We start from the raw sequence: 14226 nt of genomic DNA on the forward strand, positions 1-14226 counted from the left end.
CGAACGATGCAGCAACGCAAACTGGGCAGGCAGGGATTGACGGTATCGGCCATGGGGCTGGGCTGCATGGGCATGAGTGGCGTGACCTATGGCGCGGCGGACGAGGCCGAAGCCATCGCCACCGTCCACCGCGCGCTGGAGCTGGGCGTGAATTTCTTCGACACGGCCGAGCAATACGGCCCCTACACCAATGAAGCGCTGCTGGGCAAGGCGCTCAAGGGCCGGCGCGCGCAAGCCGTGGTGGCCACCAAGTTCGGCTTCGACATCAACGCGGAGGGCCAGACGGTGGGCGTAAACAGCCGCCCGGAACACATCCGCCAAGCCGTGGAAGGCTCGCTGCGGCGGCTGGACACGGATTACATCGACCTGCTGTACCAGCACCGCATCGACCCGCGCGTGCCGGTGGAGGAGGTGGTGGGCGTGATGGCCGAGCTGGTACGCGCGGGCAAGGTGCGTTACCTGGGCCTGTCCGAAGCGGGCGTGGCCAACATCCGCCGCGCGCACGCCGTGCATCCGATCAGCGCGCTGCAAAGCGAATACTCGCTGTGGGAGCGCAACCTGGACGACGCCATCCTGCCGCTGCTGCGCGAACTGGGGATCGGGCTGGTGCCGTTCAGCCCACTGGGCCGGGGCTTCCTGGGCGGTACGGCGCAGCGCGCGGAAACCTATCCGCCCACGGATTTCCGGCACCTGGACCCGCGCCTGCAAGGCGCCAATTTCGACGCCAACATGGCGGCCGCCCAAGCCGTGCGCGACCTGGCCGCCGCGCGCGGGCTCAGCGCCGGGCAGGTGGCGCTGGCGTGGGTGCTGCAACAGGGCGACGATGTGGTGCCGATTCCCGGCACGCGCCGGCGCAGCTACCTGGAGCAGAACGCGGCGGCGGCCGGCGTCACGTTGAGCGCGGCCGAGATGGCGCAGCTGGAACAGGCGCTGCGCCACGTGTCCGGCCTGCGCTACAGCCCGGAGCGGATGGCCATGGTGGACCGCTGACGGCCAGCGTTCGCGCTGGTGGCGCGCAGGTGGCGCGAGGTGACACGCGATGGCGGCGCCGGGCGCCGCGCCATCGCCACACAGGTCATGGCGCGCCTCACAGCACGCGGGTGTAGCTGGCCCTGACGCGCTCGCGGTCACCGCAATCGAAGTGCCACCATTCCGTGTGGATGCCGACCCAGCCCGCCTGCGCCATGGCGTCGCGCAGCAGCTGGCGGTTGCCCGTCTGCGTCGCGCTGAGCGCGCCGCTGGCCAGCAGTTCCGGCTCGAGCGCGGGGTGGGAGCGCTCGCTCAGGTCATCGAAGGCGGTGCCCATATCCAGTTCCCGGCCTTCGTCGTCGAGGATGGTCAGATCGACCGCCATGCCGAAGGAATGAATGGAACCGCGTCCCGGTTCCGCGATATAAGCCAGCAAGTCCGTGCCTTGCAGCGCCAGCCACAGTTGTTCCTGCACCCGCTGCGGACGCAACGCGTCCAGCACCAGCAGCCGGTAGCCGGGCCAGCGCAAGGCCAGCCAATCGACGGCCTGTTCCAGCGCGGCGGCGGCCTCCCGGTGCAGCCAGGCGCAGTCGAGCGGCGAGTACAGGTCGCGGCCGACGAAGTTGTCGGCCGTCGCATAGCGCAGGTCGATGGCGATGCCGGGCACGCTGGCCAGCGGCCGGAACGCGCCATGGCTGGCGATCGCTTCGCAGGGCAGGCCGGGCATCATGCCGGCCTCCGCGCCGCGCGCAGGGTGGTGAGGCAATGGTCGATGTGGCGCAAACGCATGAGAACCGTCCTTGTTCAACTGCAGCGACTAGTCACAGCGTCAGCGTAGCACGATGGCGCGCGCCGCGTGTCAGTGGCGCTCGCCCGGCTCCGGCGCCGGCGCCGGCGCGGACGGCGCCACCACGGGCGCGGCGGGCGGCAACGGCAGGGCCGGCGACGTCAGCGTGTCGAGAATGGCGGCCGTCTCCGCATCGGGCTCGCCATCGAACCTGCTCTGCCGGTACTTGGACTGGAACACCACCAGCACGTTGCGGGTGGCCGCGTCCAGTTCGCCCGTCTGCGGCACCGCATAGCCATGCTGCGCCAGTTTTTGCTGGAACCAGCCGATGTCGGGCAATTGCGCCGCGAACAGGGGCAGGCGCGCGGCCACCTGCATGGGACTGGGCCAGCGCACCAGGCCCGCGTCGGCCAGCTGCTGCCATGGGAACAGCGGACCGGGGTCCTGCTTGCGCTGGGGCGCGATGTCGCTGTGACCGAGCACGTTCTCGGGCGGGATGGCATGACGCGCCATGATCTGCTTCAGGAGCATGATCAGCTGGTCGATCTGGGCTTGCGGGAACGGATACCAGATCCGCCCCTCGGGCGTGTCGCGGAAGCCGGGATTGACGATCTCGATGCCGATCGAACTGACGTTCAGCTGTGTATAAGTCTTCCAGTTACTCACACCGGCATGGTTGGCCTGGCGCGCTTCGTCCACCAGCGTGTAGAAGAACGGCTGCGGGCCGTCCGTCAGCAGGTAATGGCTGCTGACCACGTCCTGGGTCAGCGTCTTGAGCGAGCGTGTCAGGTCGCCGGCCGTGTAGTGCAGCACGATGAACTTGACGCGGTCGCTCTGGCTGCGGGCCGTGTAGCTATGGTCGAGCCGGGGGCCGGGCGGGGCCACGGCGCAGCCGGCCAGCAGCGCCAGCAGCGCCAACGGCGCCAGCGAGGCCAATGACGCGCGCCGGCCGCCGCGGCGCGTGGGCGCAATGGCGTGGCCGGTGTTAGTCATGGCTGGATTCGGGACGGTGGAACGGGAAATGGCGGGCCTGGGCTGCGATGCGGGCCGCCGCGTGGTGCGGGCGCACCGCCTTTTGCTGCAGCGGCACGTGGGCCGGCAGCTCGGCGCGCATCGATTGCGCCAGCAGCGGGTGCAGTTCGGCCGCGCGTCCGGCCAGCACCACGGGCCGCAGGCCATAGCGGCGCACCATGGCGTTGGCCAGCCGGGCCAGTTCCAGGCCGGCGTCGAGCAGGATGCGGCGCGCTTCCGGGTCGGCTTCCACGCTGGCGGCCACGGCCAGCGCCAGCCGGCCTATCGTGCCCCGGTCCTGGCCGTACATGAACTGGCGGCTGTGGGCCCAGTCGTTGCCGCCCACGTGGGCGAACACGGCTTGCGCCAGCGGCGAATCGCGCCAGGCGCCCGGCGCTTCATCCTCGCGGCGCCAGATGCTGCGCAGCGCCTCGCGCGCGATCCAGTAGCCGCCGCCGCCATCGTCGAGCAGCACGCCGCGCCCGCCGGCCCGGTGGAACTGGCCATGTTCATCGACCCAGGCCGCGATCGAGCCGGTGCCGGCGTAGACCAGGTAGCCGTGACCGGGCGCGAAGGTATCCAGGCAGGCGATTTCGATATCGTTGCGCACGCTGACGGCGTCCGCCGGGATGGCCAGCAGGGTGGCCAGCCAGTGGGCCAGTTGCACGCTGTCGCCGCCAAAGCCGGTAAGGCCGGCGCACACGGCGTCCGGGCGGCCGGCCGCCAGCACGGCCGCGCACAGCGCCGTGAAGCTGGCGTGGACGGCGGCCCGGCCCGCCTCGCTCTCCATCTGCAGCGCCGTCAGGCCACCCACGTGGCCCTCGGCCACGATCACGCCGTCGGCCGCGGCCAGGGCCCAGCGGGTCTGGGTGCCGCCGGCGTCGATGCCCAGGCCGAGGCGCGGCGATGCGTGGAGGGCGTGCACGGCGCTCACGCGGTGGCCACCGTGACGCGCGCGCTCTCGTTGCCGAGCCGGTCGACGGCGCTGACGACGACGGCGCTGGCCGCGCCGGCCACGCCATCGTCGGGCAGGCGCAGTTCCGTGCGGGTGCCGGGGGCGACGGCGAAGCGCCACTCATTGCCGTAGCGTGACCAGACCGCGTATTGCGCCACGGCCTTGCCGGCGCCGGGCGCCAGCTTGAGCGCGAGGCCGGCGCCGTCGCGGCGGGCCGTCACGGCCGGCGCGGCTGGCGCGACCGCGCCCAGCCACGGGGTGGGCGGCACCAGCGCCGCGTACTGGTAAGCCTGGGTCTTGAGCTGGTCGCACACGCCCTTGCGGTTTTCCATCAGGGCCGCCACGCTGAAATGCAGGTGGCCGTGGTTGCCGTTGCGGCTGCGCGTGACGCCGATCTGCTTGACGATTTCCTCGGGCGGGAAGGCCTTGCTGGAATTGTCGATGCGGCTGGTGTACAGGCCCGGCCACACGTGGCGGCCCTGGGTGTTCTGCGCCAGCCAATAGTCGAGCAGCACATCGAACGCTTGCGGGGCCTGCGCCACGGGCCAGTACAGCTGGGGCGCCAGGTAGTCGAGCCAGCCGTTGGCCAGCCACAGTTCCGCGTCCGCGTACAGCTTGTCGTACTGGCTGAAGCCGACGATGCCGGCCGGGCGCCGGTCAGGCCGGCCGATGCCGAACGGGCTGATGCCAAAGCGCACCCACGCCTTTTCCCGGTGGATGCCCTGGTACAGCGCTTCGATCAGCTGGTTGACGTTCTGGCGCCGCCACGCGGCCCGGTCCAGCTGGCCCCCGGACAGCAGGTAGCGCTGCCACGAGGGCTGGTCGGGGAATTCCAGTTCCGCTTTCGGCCCCGCGCCGCCATCGAGCGCCGCGCCGCTCTCGGCACCTGCGGCGCCGGCCGCGTTGGGTGCGTCAATCGGATAGGGATAGAAATAGTCGTCGATGTGGACGCCGTCGATATCGTAGCGGCGCACCACGTCCAGCACCACGTCCAGCGTGTGGCGCGAGGCGGCCGGCTCGCCGGGGTCCATCCACAGGAAGCGGCCATACGGCTTGACGGCCTCGGGCTGGGTATGGGCGATGTGGCCCGGCGTGAGCGGGGTCCTGGCCGTCGCGTGGCGGGCCCGGTAGGGGTTGAACCACGCGTGCAGTTCCAGCCCGCGCGCGTGGGCCTGGGCGATCCAGAACTGCAGCGGGTCGTACAGGGGGCGCGGCGCGCGGCCCTGCTGGCCGGTGAGGAATTCCGACCACGGTTCCAGCTCGGACGGGTAGATGGCGTCGGCGCTGGGACGCACCTGCAACACGATGGCGTTCAGGTTCAGGGCCTTGGCCCGGTCCAGGATGGCCAGCGCCTCGGCCTGCTGCCGGTCCACGCTCAGGTTGCTGCGGCTGGGCCAGTCGATGTTGGCCACCGTCGAGACCCAGGCGGCGCGAAATTCGCGCGGGGCCGGCGGCGGCACGGCCGGATCGGCAGCGGCGGACGCGCCGGCGCCGGTGCCGGTGCCCGTGCCACCACCAGAACCGGATGGCACGGGCTGGCCCGGCGTGGCCGGCGCCAATGGCGTGGACGCGCAACCGCTCAACAGCGCGGCCAGGCCGCCAGCCACGCAGGCGGCCAAGGACTGCCGCTTTTTCGCATTAAACTCCACTTCCCGTTCCCCGATCCAGATGACGCGCAAGGCCCTATTGTAATGCGGCCGGCGCCTGTTTCCGGCCGAATTCGGGGTCGATTTTCACCAGCGCGGCCATGACGAAGGCTGGCACCGTGGCCACGCACACCCACAGGAAGAAGTGCTGGTAGCCCAGTTGCTGCTGGATCCAGCCGCTGGCCATGCCCGGCAACATCATGCCCAGCGCCATGAAGCCGGTGCAGATGGCGTAATGGGCCGTCTTGTGCTCGCCTTCGGCCACCAGGATCATGTACATCAGGTAGGCGGCGAAGCCGTAGCCATAGCCCAGCTGTTCGAGCGCGATGCTGGCGCCGATCAGGTAGATATTCTGCGGCAGCGCGCTGGCCAGGTAGACGAACACCAGGTCCGGCACATGCACGGCCAGCACCATGCCCCACAGGCAGCGCTGGAGGCCGTAGCGGGCCACGGCCACGCCGCCCAGCAGGCCGCCCACGGTCAGGGCCGCCACGCCGATGGTGCCGTACACGAGGCCCACCTGGGCCGTCGTCAGCCCCAGGCCGCCCTTGTCGGCCGGGTCCAGCAGGAAGGGCACGGCCAGCTTGAGCAACTGCGCCTCGCCGAGCCGGAACAACAGCAAAAAGCCAAGGATGACGAGGATGCCAGGCTTGCGGAAAAAGCTCTTGAACGTGGCGAAAAAATCGTGCAGCAGGGCGCCGCCGGACGCTGGCGGCCGGTCCGCGGCGGGACGCGGCAGCACCAGCTGGTGGTAGGCGAACAGCAAGACGAACAGCACGGCCAGCACGAAGAACACGATGGACCACGCCAGCCGCACGCTGTCCAGCGACTCGGCCAGCTTGCCGGCCAGGTAGACCAGCCCGCCCTGGCCGGCGATCATGGCCAGCCGGTAGCACGTGGAGCGCACGCCGACGAAGGCTGCTTGCTGGTGCTGGGGCAGGCCCAGCATGTAAAAGCCGTCGGCCGCGATGTCATGGGTGGCCGAGCTGAAGGCCATCAGCCAGAACACGGCCAGGCTGAGCTGGAAGAACTGGGGCAGGCTGGTGGTCAGGGCCACCAGCGCCAGCGACGCGCCCAGCAGCAACTGCGCGGCCACGATCCACAACCGGCGCGTGCCCAGCAACTCCACCACGGGCGACCACAGCGGCTTGATCACCCATGGCAGGTACAACCAGCCCGTGTACAGCGCGATGTCGGTGTTGGACACGCCCAGGTTCTTGTACATCACGACCGATAGCGTCATCACCACCACGTAGGGGATGCCTTGGCCAAAATACAGGGTGGGCACCCACCACCACGGGCTGCGTTGCTCCATGCTTTCCTAATGAGTCAGTTTCCGGTACAACGACGTCAAAATCGTATCATTTAGTCAACGCGGCGCGCACGCTGCCATCGGCCGCGTCGAGCCAGGCCTGGGCTTGGTCCACGTCCACCTGCCGCAGCAGGGCGACGATGGCCACCTTGACGTGGAACCGGCATTGCTCGAGCACATGGCGGGCGGCGGTGGCGTCGGCGCCGGTGGCGTGCATGGTCAGCCGCACGGCGCGCGCCATCAGCTTGGCGTTGGTCGGCTGCAAGTCTACCATCAAGTTTCCATACACTTTATGGAGCCGCACCATCAGCGCGCTCGACAGCGTATTGAGCACGATCTTTTGCGCCGTGCCCGCTTTCAGGCGCGTGCTGCCGGAGATGATTTCCGGTCCCGTGTCCACCGTGATGCCGAGGTCGGCCTCGCGCACCAGCGGCGAACCGGCGTTGTTGGCGATGCCGATGGTGTAGGCGCCCAGCTTGCGGGCCGCCTGCAGCGCGCCCAGCACGTAGGGCGTGGTGCCGGACGCGGCCAGCAGCAGCAGCACGTCGTGCGGTGCCGGATAGAGCCGGCGCACGTCGGCCGCGCCCTGTTCCGGCTTGTCCTCCACGCCCTCGACGGAAGCGAACATGGCCGGCTGGCCGCCGGCCAGCACGGCCAGCGCCCGCTCGTGGGGCCAGGAGAAAGTGGGGTGGAGTTCCACGCTGTCGAGCACGCCGATGCGGCCCGAGGTGCCGGCGCCCACGTAGATCAGGCGGCCGCCGGCGGCAATGCGCGGCAGCATAGCTTCCACGGCCGCCGCGATGGCCGGTGCAGCCGCGCGCACGGCGTGCACGGCGCGCGCCTGGTCGTCGAGCAGCGCCGCGATCAGCTCCGGCAGCGGGTACTGGTCCAGCTGGGCGTGGTCCGGATGGGGGGTTTCCGTGTTCAGCATCGCCGTGGTCCGAGATGAAGACAAGCTCAGTGTAATCCCAAACCCGGACCTACCGCCACGAAAGCTTTACTGCCCGCCAGCAAGTCAGGTGGGACGGCGCATCTCCGCCACGAAATCGTAGTGGTCGCTGTGGCAATAGGAATGGGTCAATTCCATCGCCTCGCCCGACTCCAGGTAGGCGATGCGGGTGATGTAGAGCACGGCCTGGCCTTCGGGCACGCCCAATTGGCGGGCCAGCTCGGCCGAGGCGTTCATGGCGCGGATGTGCTGCAAGGCGCGCACGGGCGCCTTGCCGATGGTGTCCAGATAGCGGTACAGGGAATCGCCGACCGCCTCCGGGTCGGCCAGGATGGTTTGCGGCAGCACGCTGACCTCGTAGGCCATCACCACGTCGTCGGCCAGGCGCAGGCGCTCCAGCCGCGCCACCTTGGAATACGGCGACAGGCCCAGGCTCAGTTGCTCGTCCGGCGACGGCGTGACGATGGAACGCTTGAGCCAGCGCGAGCCGGGCTGGTGGCCACGCTGCTGCAACTGCTCGGAAAAACTGGTCAGGTTCGACAGCGGCTGCTCGATGCGCGGCGCGATGTAGTTGCCCGAGCCGCGGCGGCGCACCACCAGGCCCTGGTCCACCAGCTGGTCGATGGCCTTGCGCGCCGTCACCCGCGACACGTTGAGCAATTCCGACAGCGTGCGCTCGGACGGCAGCGCCTGGTCCACCTGATAGCGGCCGTTGTGCACGTCGTCGGTCAGCTTGCGCGCGATCTGCATGTACAAGGGCGAACTGTCCTTGTCGTCGGGTTTGAATACGGCACTGCGCTGGCTCATAGAATCTCCTGTTCGCCGCTAGTGTACTGGCGTTCGGGGGGGCGCGTGTAGTCTGGATACATGAATTTCCTTCTGTTTGTCAGAAAATGACAAGCGTTCCTCTGCTTTCATGGGCGGATCACGCTTTTTTCATCGCCTCGGGCACATGGACGGCGCTATGCTGGCGCCATGGGCGGGCGGCCCGGAGGCAACCGGGAGGGTGCGATGGGACAGCGGGTGATCGTGATCGGCGGCGGCGTGGTGGGCTTGACGACGGCCTGGTGGCTGCTGGAGGCGGGCCACCGCGTGCGGGTGCTGGAACGCGCGGCCGAGCCGGCCAGCGGCGCCAGCCACGCCAACGGCGGCCAGCTCAGCTACCGCTACGTGTCGCCGCTGGCCGACGCCGGCGTCCCACTGAAAGCGCTGCACTGGCTGCTGCAGCGCGACGGCCCGCTGCGCCTGCGGCCTGAGGCGGACCCGCGCCAGTGGCGCTGGCTGGCGCAATTCCTGATGCGCTGCAATGGCACGCGCAACGCCCGCACCACGGCCATGCTGCTGGAACTGGGCACGCGCAGCCGGGCGGCCATGGGCGAACTGATGCGGCTGATTCCGCCGGCCGAGTTCGCATGGCGCGAGCCGGGCAAGCTGGTGCTGTATCGCTCGCCGGCGTTGCTGAACACGGCCGCCAGGCGGACGCACGGCGAACCGGCGACGGAGATATGGTCGACGGCGGAAGCGGTCCAGCGGGAACCGGCGCTGGCCACGCTGCAAGCGGCGCTGGCTGGCGCCATCTACACCCACGGCGAGGCGGTGGCCGATTGCCGCCTGTTCTGCCTGGCGCTGGCGCGCCTGCTGCACAGTCATCCCGGCTACGAAGGCACGCTGCAGGGCAGCGCACACGGCTGGCGCATCGAAGGCGGCGAGCTGACGGCGCTGGAAACGAGCCTGGGGCCGCAGCAAGCCGAGCAGTTCGTGCTGGCCGCCGGCATCCAGAGCCGCGACCTGGCGGCCGGCGCCGGCTTGCGCCTGCCGCTGTATCCGCTCAAGGGCTACAGCCTGACGGCGCCCATCCGTCCCGGCGACGCCGCCCCCTCCATCAGCGTGACGGATTTCGAGCGCAAGACCTTGTACGCGCGCATCGGCGACCAGTTGCGCATCGCGGCCATGGTGGACATGGTGGGCGAGCGCCCCGCGATCGACCCGCGCCGCGTGGCCAGCCTCACGCGCACGGCCCGCGCCGCCATGCCGCACGCGGCCGACTACGCGCATGCGGTGGCATGGTCCGGCCTGCGCCCGGCCACGCCGGACGGCGCCCCCATCATCGGCCCCACGCCGCTGGCCAACCTGTGGCTGAACGTGGGCCATGGCGCGCTGGGCTTCACCTTTTCGTGCGGCAGCGCCAGCCTGCTGGCCGGCATGATGGCCGGCCAGCCCGCGCCATTGGCGCTGACGGGGCTGGGGTTGCGCTAGACGCGGACCGCCCCGCAGCCCGTCCAATCCCGAATTGGCGGATAATGCGGGATTGTTCCGCCGTCCATCCCCTCATTCATGTCCAAAAAAACAACGACGTCCGCGGCTTGCCCGTGCGGCGGCCCTTCCTACGCCACCTGCTGCGGCCCCTATCTGGAAGGCGCCGCCATCCCCGCCACGGCCGAGCAACTGATGCGTTCACGCTACACTGCCTACACTTTGGGCAACGAAGCCTACCTGCTGGCAACCTGGCACAGCAGCACGCGCCCCACCGAGCCCATCATCGTCGCAGGAGAAAAATTGCAGTGGCTGGGACTTGAGGTAAAATCTGCTTTACGTTTACGTCAACGTAAAGCAGAATCCGACGACGCGCTGCGTCAGGACACCGTCGAATTCGTGGCGCGCTGCAAGCTCAATGGCCGCGCCCAGCGCCTGCACGAGATCAGCAACTTCGTGCGCGAAGAAAGTAAAGGCGAGGGTGAGGGCGGCTTGCGCTGGTATTACGTTGACGGGAGTTTTCCAGAATAAAGGCGCCGGAGACAGCGCCACAACACGAGGAACAACCATGCCGCACATCGAAAGCAAACTCAATCCGCGCAGCGAGGACTTCAAGGCCAACGCCGCCGCCATGCAAACCCTGGTCGACGACCTGCGCGCCAAGGTGGCGCAGATCGCGGCCGGCGGTGGCGCGGCGGCCGCCGCCAAGCACGTGGCGCGCGGCAAACTGCTGCCGCGCGACCGGGTCCAGATGCTGCTCGATCCCGGCACCCCGTTCCTCGAGTTTTCCCAGATGGCCGCCTACGGCATGTACCAGGACGCCAACGGCGTGGACGCGGCGCCGGCGGCCGGCATCATCACCGGCATTGGCCGCGTGGCCGGCCAGGAATGCGTGATCGTCTGTAACGACGCCACCGTCAAGGGCGGCACCTACTATCCCGTCACGGTGAAAAAACACCTGCGCGCGCAGGAAATCGCCGACCAGAACAACCTGCCCTGCATCTACCTGGTGGACTCGGGCGGCGCCAACCTGCCCAATCAGGACGACGTGTTCCCCGACCGCGACCACTTCGGCCGCATTTTCTACAACCAGGCCAATATGTCGGCCAAGGGCATCCCGCAGATCGCCGTGGTGATGGGTTCCTGCACGGCCGGCGGCGCCTACGTGCCGGCCATGAGCGACGAGTCGATCATCGTCAAGGAGCAGGGCACCATCTTCCTGGGCGGCCCGCCGCTGGTGAAGGCGGCCACCGGCGAAGTGGTCACGGCAGAAGACCTGGGCGGCGGCGACGTCCACACCCGCCTGTCCGGCGTGGCCGACCACCTGGCCCAAAATGACCTGCACGCGCTGTCGCTGGCGCGCACCATCGTCTCCAACCTGAACCGCACCAAGCCCCAGCAGATGGCGCTGCGCGAATCGGTGGAACCAAAATACCCGACCGAGGAACTGTACGGCGTGATCCCGGTTGACACCCGCAAGCCCTTCGACGTGCGCGAAGTGATCGCCCGCATCGTCGACGGCAGCGAGTTCGATGAATTCAAGGCCCGCTACGGCACCACGCTGATCTGCGGCTTCGCCCACATCTTCGGCATGAAGGTCGGCATCATCGCCAACAACGGCATCCTGTTCTCCGAGTCGGCGCTGAAGGGCGCCCACTTCATCGAGCTGTGCGCCCAGCGCAAGATCCCGCTCGTGTTCCTGCAAAATATCACCGGCTTCATGGTGGGCCGCAAGTACGAGAACGAAGGCATCGCCCGCAACGGCGCCAAGATGGTGACGGCCGTGGCCACGGCCGCCGTGCCCAAGTTCACGGTCATCATCGGCGGCAGCTTCGGCGCCGGCAACTACGGCATGTGCGGCCGCGCCTATTCGCCGCGCTTCATGTGGATGTGGCCCAACGCCCGCATCTCGGTCATGGGCGGCGACCAGGCGGCCAGCGTGCTGGCCACCGTCAAGCGCGACGGCATCGAGGCCAAGGGCGGCCAGTGGTCGGCCGAGGAGGAAGCGGCGTTCAAGCAGCCCATCAAGGACCAGTACGAACACCAGGGCCACCCCTACTACGCCACCGCGCGCCTGTGGGACGACGGCGTGATCGACCCGGCCGACACCCGCATGGTGCTGGGACTGGGCCTGTCGGCCGCGCTCAATGCGGAAATCCCCGATACCAAATTCGGCGTATTCCGCATGTAATGGAGGCTGCCATGACTTATCAAACCCTGACCATCGCCATCGCCGACAAGGTCGCCACCGTCACGCTGAACCGGCCCGACGTGCGCAACGCCTTCAACGAGACCACCATCAGCGACATCACGCTGGCCTTCGACCAGCTGGGCCGCGACGAAGCCGTGCGCGCCATCGTACTGGCCGCCAATGGCCCGGCCTTCTGCGCCGGTGCGGACCTGAACTGGATGAAGAAAATGGCCGGCTATTCGCACGAGGAAAACAACGCCGACGCCATGCAACTGGCCGAAATGCTGCGCACCATCTACCTGTGCCCCAAGCCCGTGGTGGCGAAAGTGCAGGGCGACTGCTACGCCGGCGGCATGGGCCTGGTGGCCGCCTGCGACGTCACGGTGGCGGTGGAGGAGGCGCACTTCTGCCTGAGCGAAGTGAAACTGGGCCTGATCCCCGCCACCATTTCGCCGTACGTCATCAAGGCCATGGGCGAGCAGCAATCGCGCCGCTACTTCCTGACCGCCGAGCGCTTCACGGCGCAACAGGCGCTGCGCATCGGCTTCGCCCACGAGGTGGTGGCTGCCGGTGAGCTCGACGCCACCGTGGCCGCCATCGTCAAGGCGCTGGTCAACAACAGTCCGAACGCCGTGCGGCAAGCCAAGGTGCTGGTGCGCGACGTGGCCGGACAACCCGTCACCGATGCGCTGCTGGCCGATACGGCCGAACGCATCGCCCATATCCGCGCTTCGGAACAAGGCCGCGAAGGCGTGCAATCGTTCCTGGAAAAGCGCAAGCCGGCCTGGCTCAACTAGGCCGGCCATTTTTCAGCTGGAGTATTTTTGGAACCGAACAAACAAAGCGACTGGGTCGCACGCAGCCTGCGCAACGTGTGGCATCCGTGCACCCAGATGCAGCATCACGAAACTGTGCCCCTGATCCCCGTCAGCCATGGCCGCGGCGCCTGGCTGTACGACCACGAAGGCAAGCGCTATCTGGACGCGATCAGCTCCTGGTGGGTGAATTTGTTCGGCCATGCCAACCCGCGCATCAACGCCGCCCTCAAGGAGCAGCTGGACCTGCTGGAACACGCCATGCTGGCCGGCTTCACCCATGAGCCGGTGATCCGCCTGTCCGAGCAACTGGCCGCGCTCACGGGCGACGTGCTGGGCCACTGCTTCTACGCCAGCGATGGCGCCTCGGCCGTGGAAATCGCCCTGAAAATGAGCTTCCACAGCTGGCGCAACCGCGGCCACGGGGACAAGCAGGAATTCGTCTGCCTCAAGGGCAGCTACCACGGTGAAACCATCGGCGCGCTGGCCGTCACCGACGTGGCCCTGTTCAAGGACGCCTACGGCCCGCTGCTGCGCGCCAGCCAGACCGTGATGTCGCCCGACGCGCGCCAGGCCGTGGACGGCGAAACGGCGCAGGACGTGGCGCGCCGCGCGGCGGCCGACGTCGAGCGCCTGTTCCAGCAGCGCGGCGACAAGATCGCCGCCATCATCATCGAACCGCTGGTGCAATGCGCCACCGGCATGGCCATGCACGATCCGCTCTACCTGACGCTGGTGCGCGAACTGTGCGACCGCCACCAGGTGCACCTGATCCTCGACGAAATCGCCGTCGGCTGCGGCCGCACGGGCACCTTCTTCGCCTGTGAGCAGGCCGGCATCTGGCCCGACTTCCTGTGCCTGTCCAAGGGCATCAGCGGCGGCTACCTGCCACTGTCGCTGGTGATGACGCGCGACGACATCTACCAGGCCTTCTACAGCGCCGACGTCACGCGCGGCTTCCTGCACTCGCATTCATACACGGGCAACCCGCTGGCCTGCCGCGCCGCGCTGGCCACGCTGCAGATCTTCCAGGACGACCATGTGCTGGCCCACAACCGCGCGCGCGCTGAACGGCTGACGCAGGCGCTGGCGCCGCTGGCCAACCACGAACGGGTGCGCCACTTCCGCCAGCGCGGCATGATCTGGGCCTTCGACGCGATCCGCGCGCCGGCCGACTTCTCGCGCCGCTTCTTCGCCACGGCGCTGGAACACGAACTGCTGATGCGCCCCATCGGCCCCACCGTCTACATGATGCCGCCCTACATCCTGAGCGACGAGGAAATCGACGGCCTGGCCGCCAGCACGCTGGCCGTGTTCAATCAAGTGATGGCGGCCTGA

The 14226-nt window shown here is 68.6% G+C and carries 13 protein-coding genes; 6 read left to right on the plus strand and 7 right to left on the minus strand.

The annotated features are described in order from the left end of the window. Positions 1–6 precede the first annotated feature (6 nt). Positions 7–990, plus strand: a complete 984-nt coding sequence (locus H3H36_RS05195) for an aldo/keto reductase (RefSeq protein ID WP_182214898.1) — start codon at positions 7–9, stop codon at positions 988–990. A 97-nt stretch (positions 991–1087) separates the two neighbouring features. On the opposite strand, the gene H3H36_RS05200 is transcribed toward H3H36_RS05195, so the two are convergent. The 7 genes from H3H36_RS05200 to H3H36_RS05230 form a co-directional block, all read right to left on the minus strand. Then, entirely contained in the window at positions 1088–1699 is a 612-nt protein-coding gene (locus tag H3H36_RS05200; RefSeq protein ID WP_182214900.1) for a M15 family metallopeptidase, read from the minus strand. A 129-nt stretch (positions 1700–1828) separates the two neighbouring features. After that, on the minus strand, positions 1829–2749 hold the full coding sequence (locus H3H36_RS05205; RefSeq protein ID WP_182214902.1) for an N-acetylmuramoyl-L-alanine amidase: 921 nt from the start codon (positions 2747–2749) through the stop codon (positions 1829–1831). Then, complete coding sequence (locus tag H3H36_RS05210) at positions 2742–3692, minus strand: N-acetylglucosamine kinase (protein WP_182214904.1); 951 nt, start codon at positions 3690–3692, stop codon at positions 2742–2744. Before H3H36_RS05210 ends, H3H36_RS05205 begins: the two co-directional genes overlap by 8 nt. 5 nt (positions 3693–3697) lie before the next feature. Continuing rightward, entirely contained in the window at positions 3698–5401 is a 1704-nt protein-coding gene (locus H3H36_RS05215; protein WP_229219753.1) for a glycoside hydrolase family 10-like protein, read from the minus strand. Between the two features lie 4 nt (positions 5402–5405). Next, the gene (locus H3H36_RS05220; protein ID WP_182214906.1) at positions 5406–6683 is read right to left on the minus strand and encodes an MFS transporter; all 1278 of its coding nucleotides are present in this window, start codon (positions 6681–6683) and stop codon (positions 5406–5408) included. 46 nt (positions 6684–6729) lie between these two features. Further along, positions 6730–7611, minus strand: a complete 882-nt coding sequence (gene murQ, locus H3H36_RS05225) for an N-acetylmuramic acid 6-phosphate etherase (protein ID WP_182214909.1) — start codon at positions 7609–7611, stop codon at positions 6730–6732. An 84-nt stretch (positions 7612–7695) separates the two neighbouring features. Continuing rightward, on the minus strand, positions 7696–8436 hold the full coding sequence (locus H3H36_RS05230; RefSeq protein WP_182214911.1) for a GntR family transcriptional regulator: 741 nt from the start codon (positions 8434–8436) through the stop codon (positions 7696–7698). Between the two features lie 204 nt (positions 8437–8640). Here H3H36_RS05230 and H3H36_RS05235 point away from each other — a divergent pair, with 204 nt between their 5' ends. The 5 genes from H3H36_RS05235 to H3H36_RS05255 all read left to right on the plus strand — a co-directional run bounded on the left by H3H36_RS05235 (position 8641) and on the right by H3H36_RS05255 (position 14226). After that, positions 8641–9885, plus strand: coding sequence for a D-amino acid dehydrogenase (locus tag H3H36_RS05235; protein ID WP_182214913.1), 1245 nt, complete (start codon positions 8641–8643; stop codon positions 9883–9885). 78 nt (positions 9886–9963) lie between these two features. Further along, a complete protein-coding gene (locus H3H36_RS05240) occupies positions 9964–10413 on the plus strand; it encodes a YchJ family protein (protein WP_182214916.1) in 450 nt (149 codons plus the stop codon). Between the two features lie 37 nt (positions 10414–10450). Beyond that, positions 10451–12073 (plus strand): carboxyl transferase domain-containing protein, encoded by a 1623-nt coding sequence (locus H3H36_RS05245; protein WP_182214918.1) that lies wholly within the window; start codon positions 10451–10453, stop codon positions 12071–12073. 11 nt (positions 12074–12084) lie between these two features. After that, complete coding sequence (locus tag H3H36_RS05250; protein ID WP_182214920.1) at positions 12085–12870, plus strand: enoyl-CoA hydratase/isomerase family protein; 786 nt, start codon at positions 12085–12087, stop codon at positions 12868–12870. 27 nt (positions 12871–12897) lie between these two features. Continuing rightward, positions 12898–14226: an adenosylmethionine--8-amino-7-oxononanoate transaminase gene (locus H3H36_RS05255; protein ID WP_182214923.1), complete on the plus strand. Its 1329-nt coding sequence runs from the start codon at positions 12898–12900 to the stop codon at positions 14224–14226.

The sequence above is a fragment of the Rugamonas fusca genome (assembly GCF_014042365.1).
In the GTDB taxonomy this organism is placed as follows: Bacteria; Pseudomonadota; Gammaproteobacteria; order Burkholderiales; family Burkholderiaceae_D; genus Rugamonas; species Rugamonas fusca.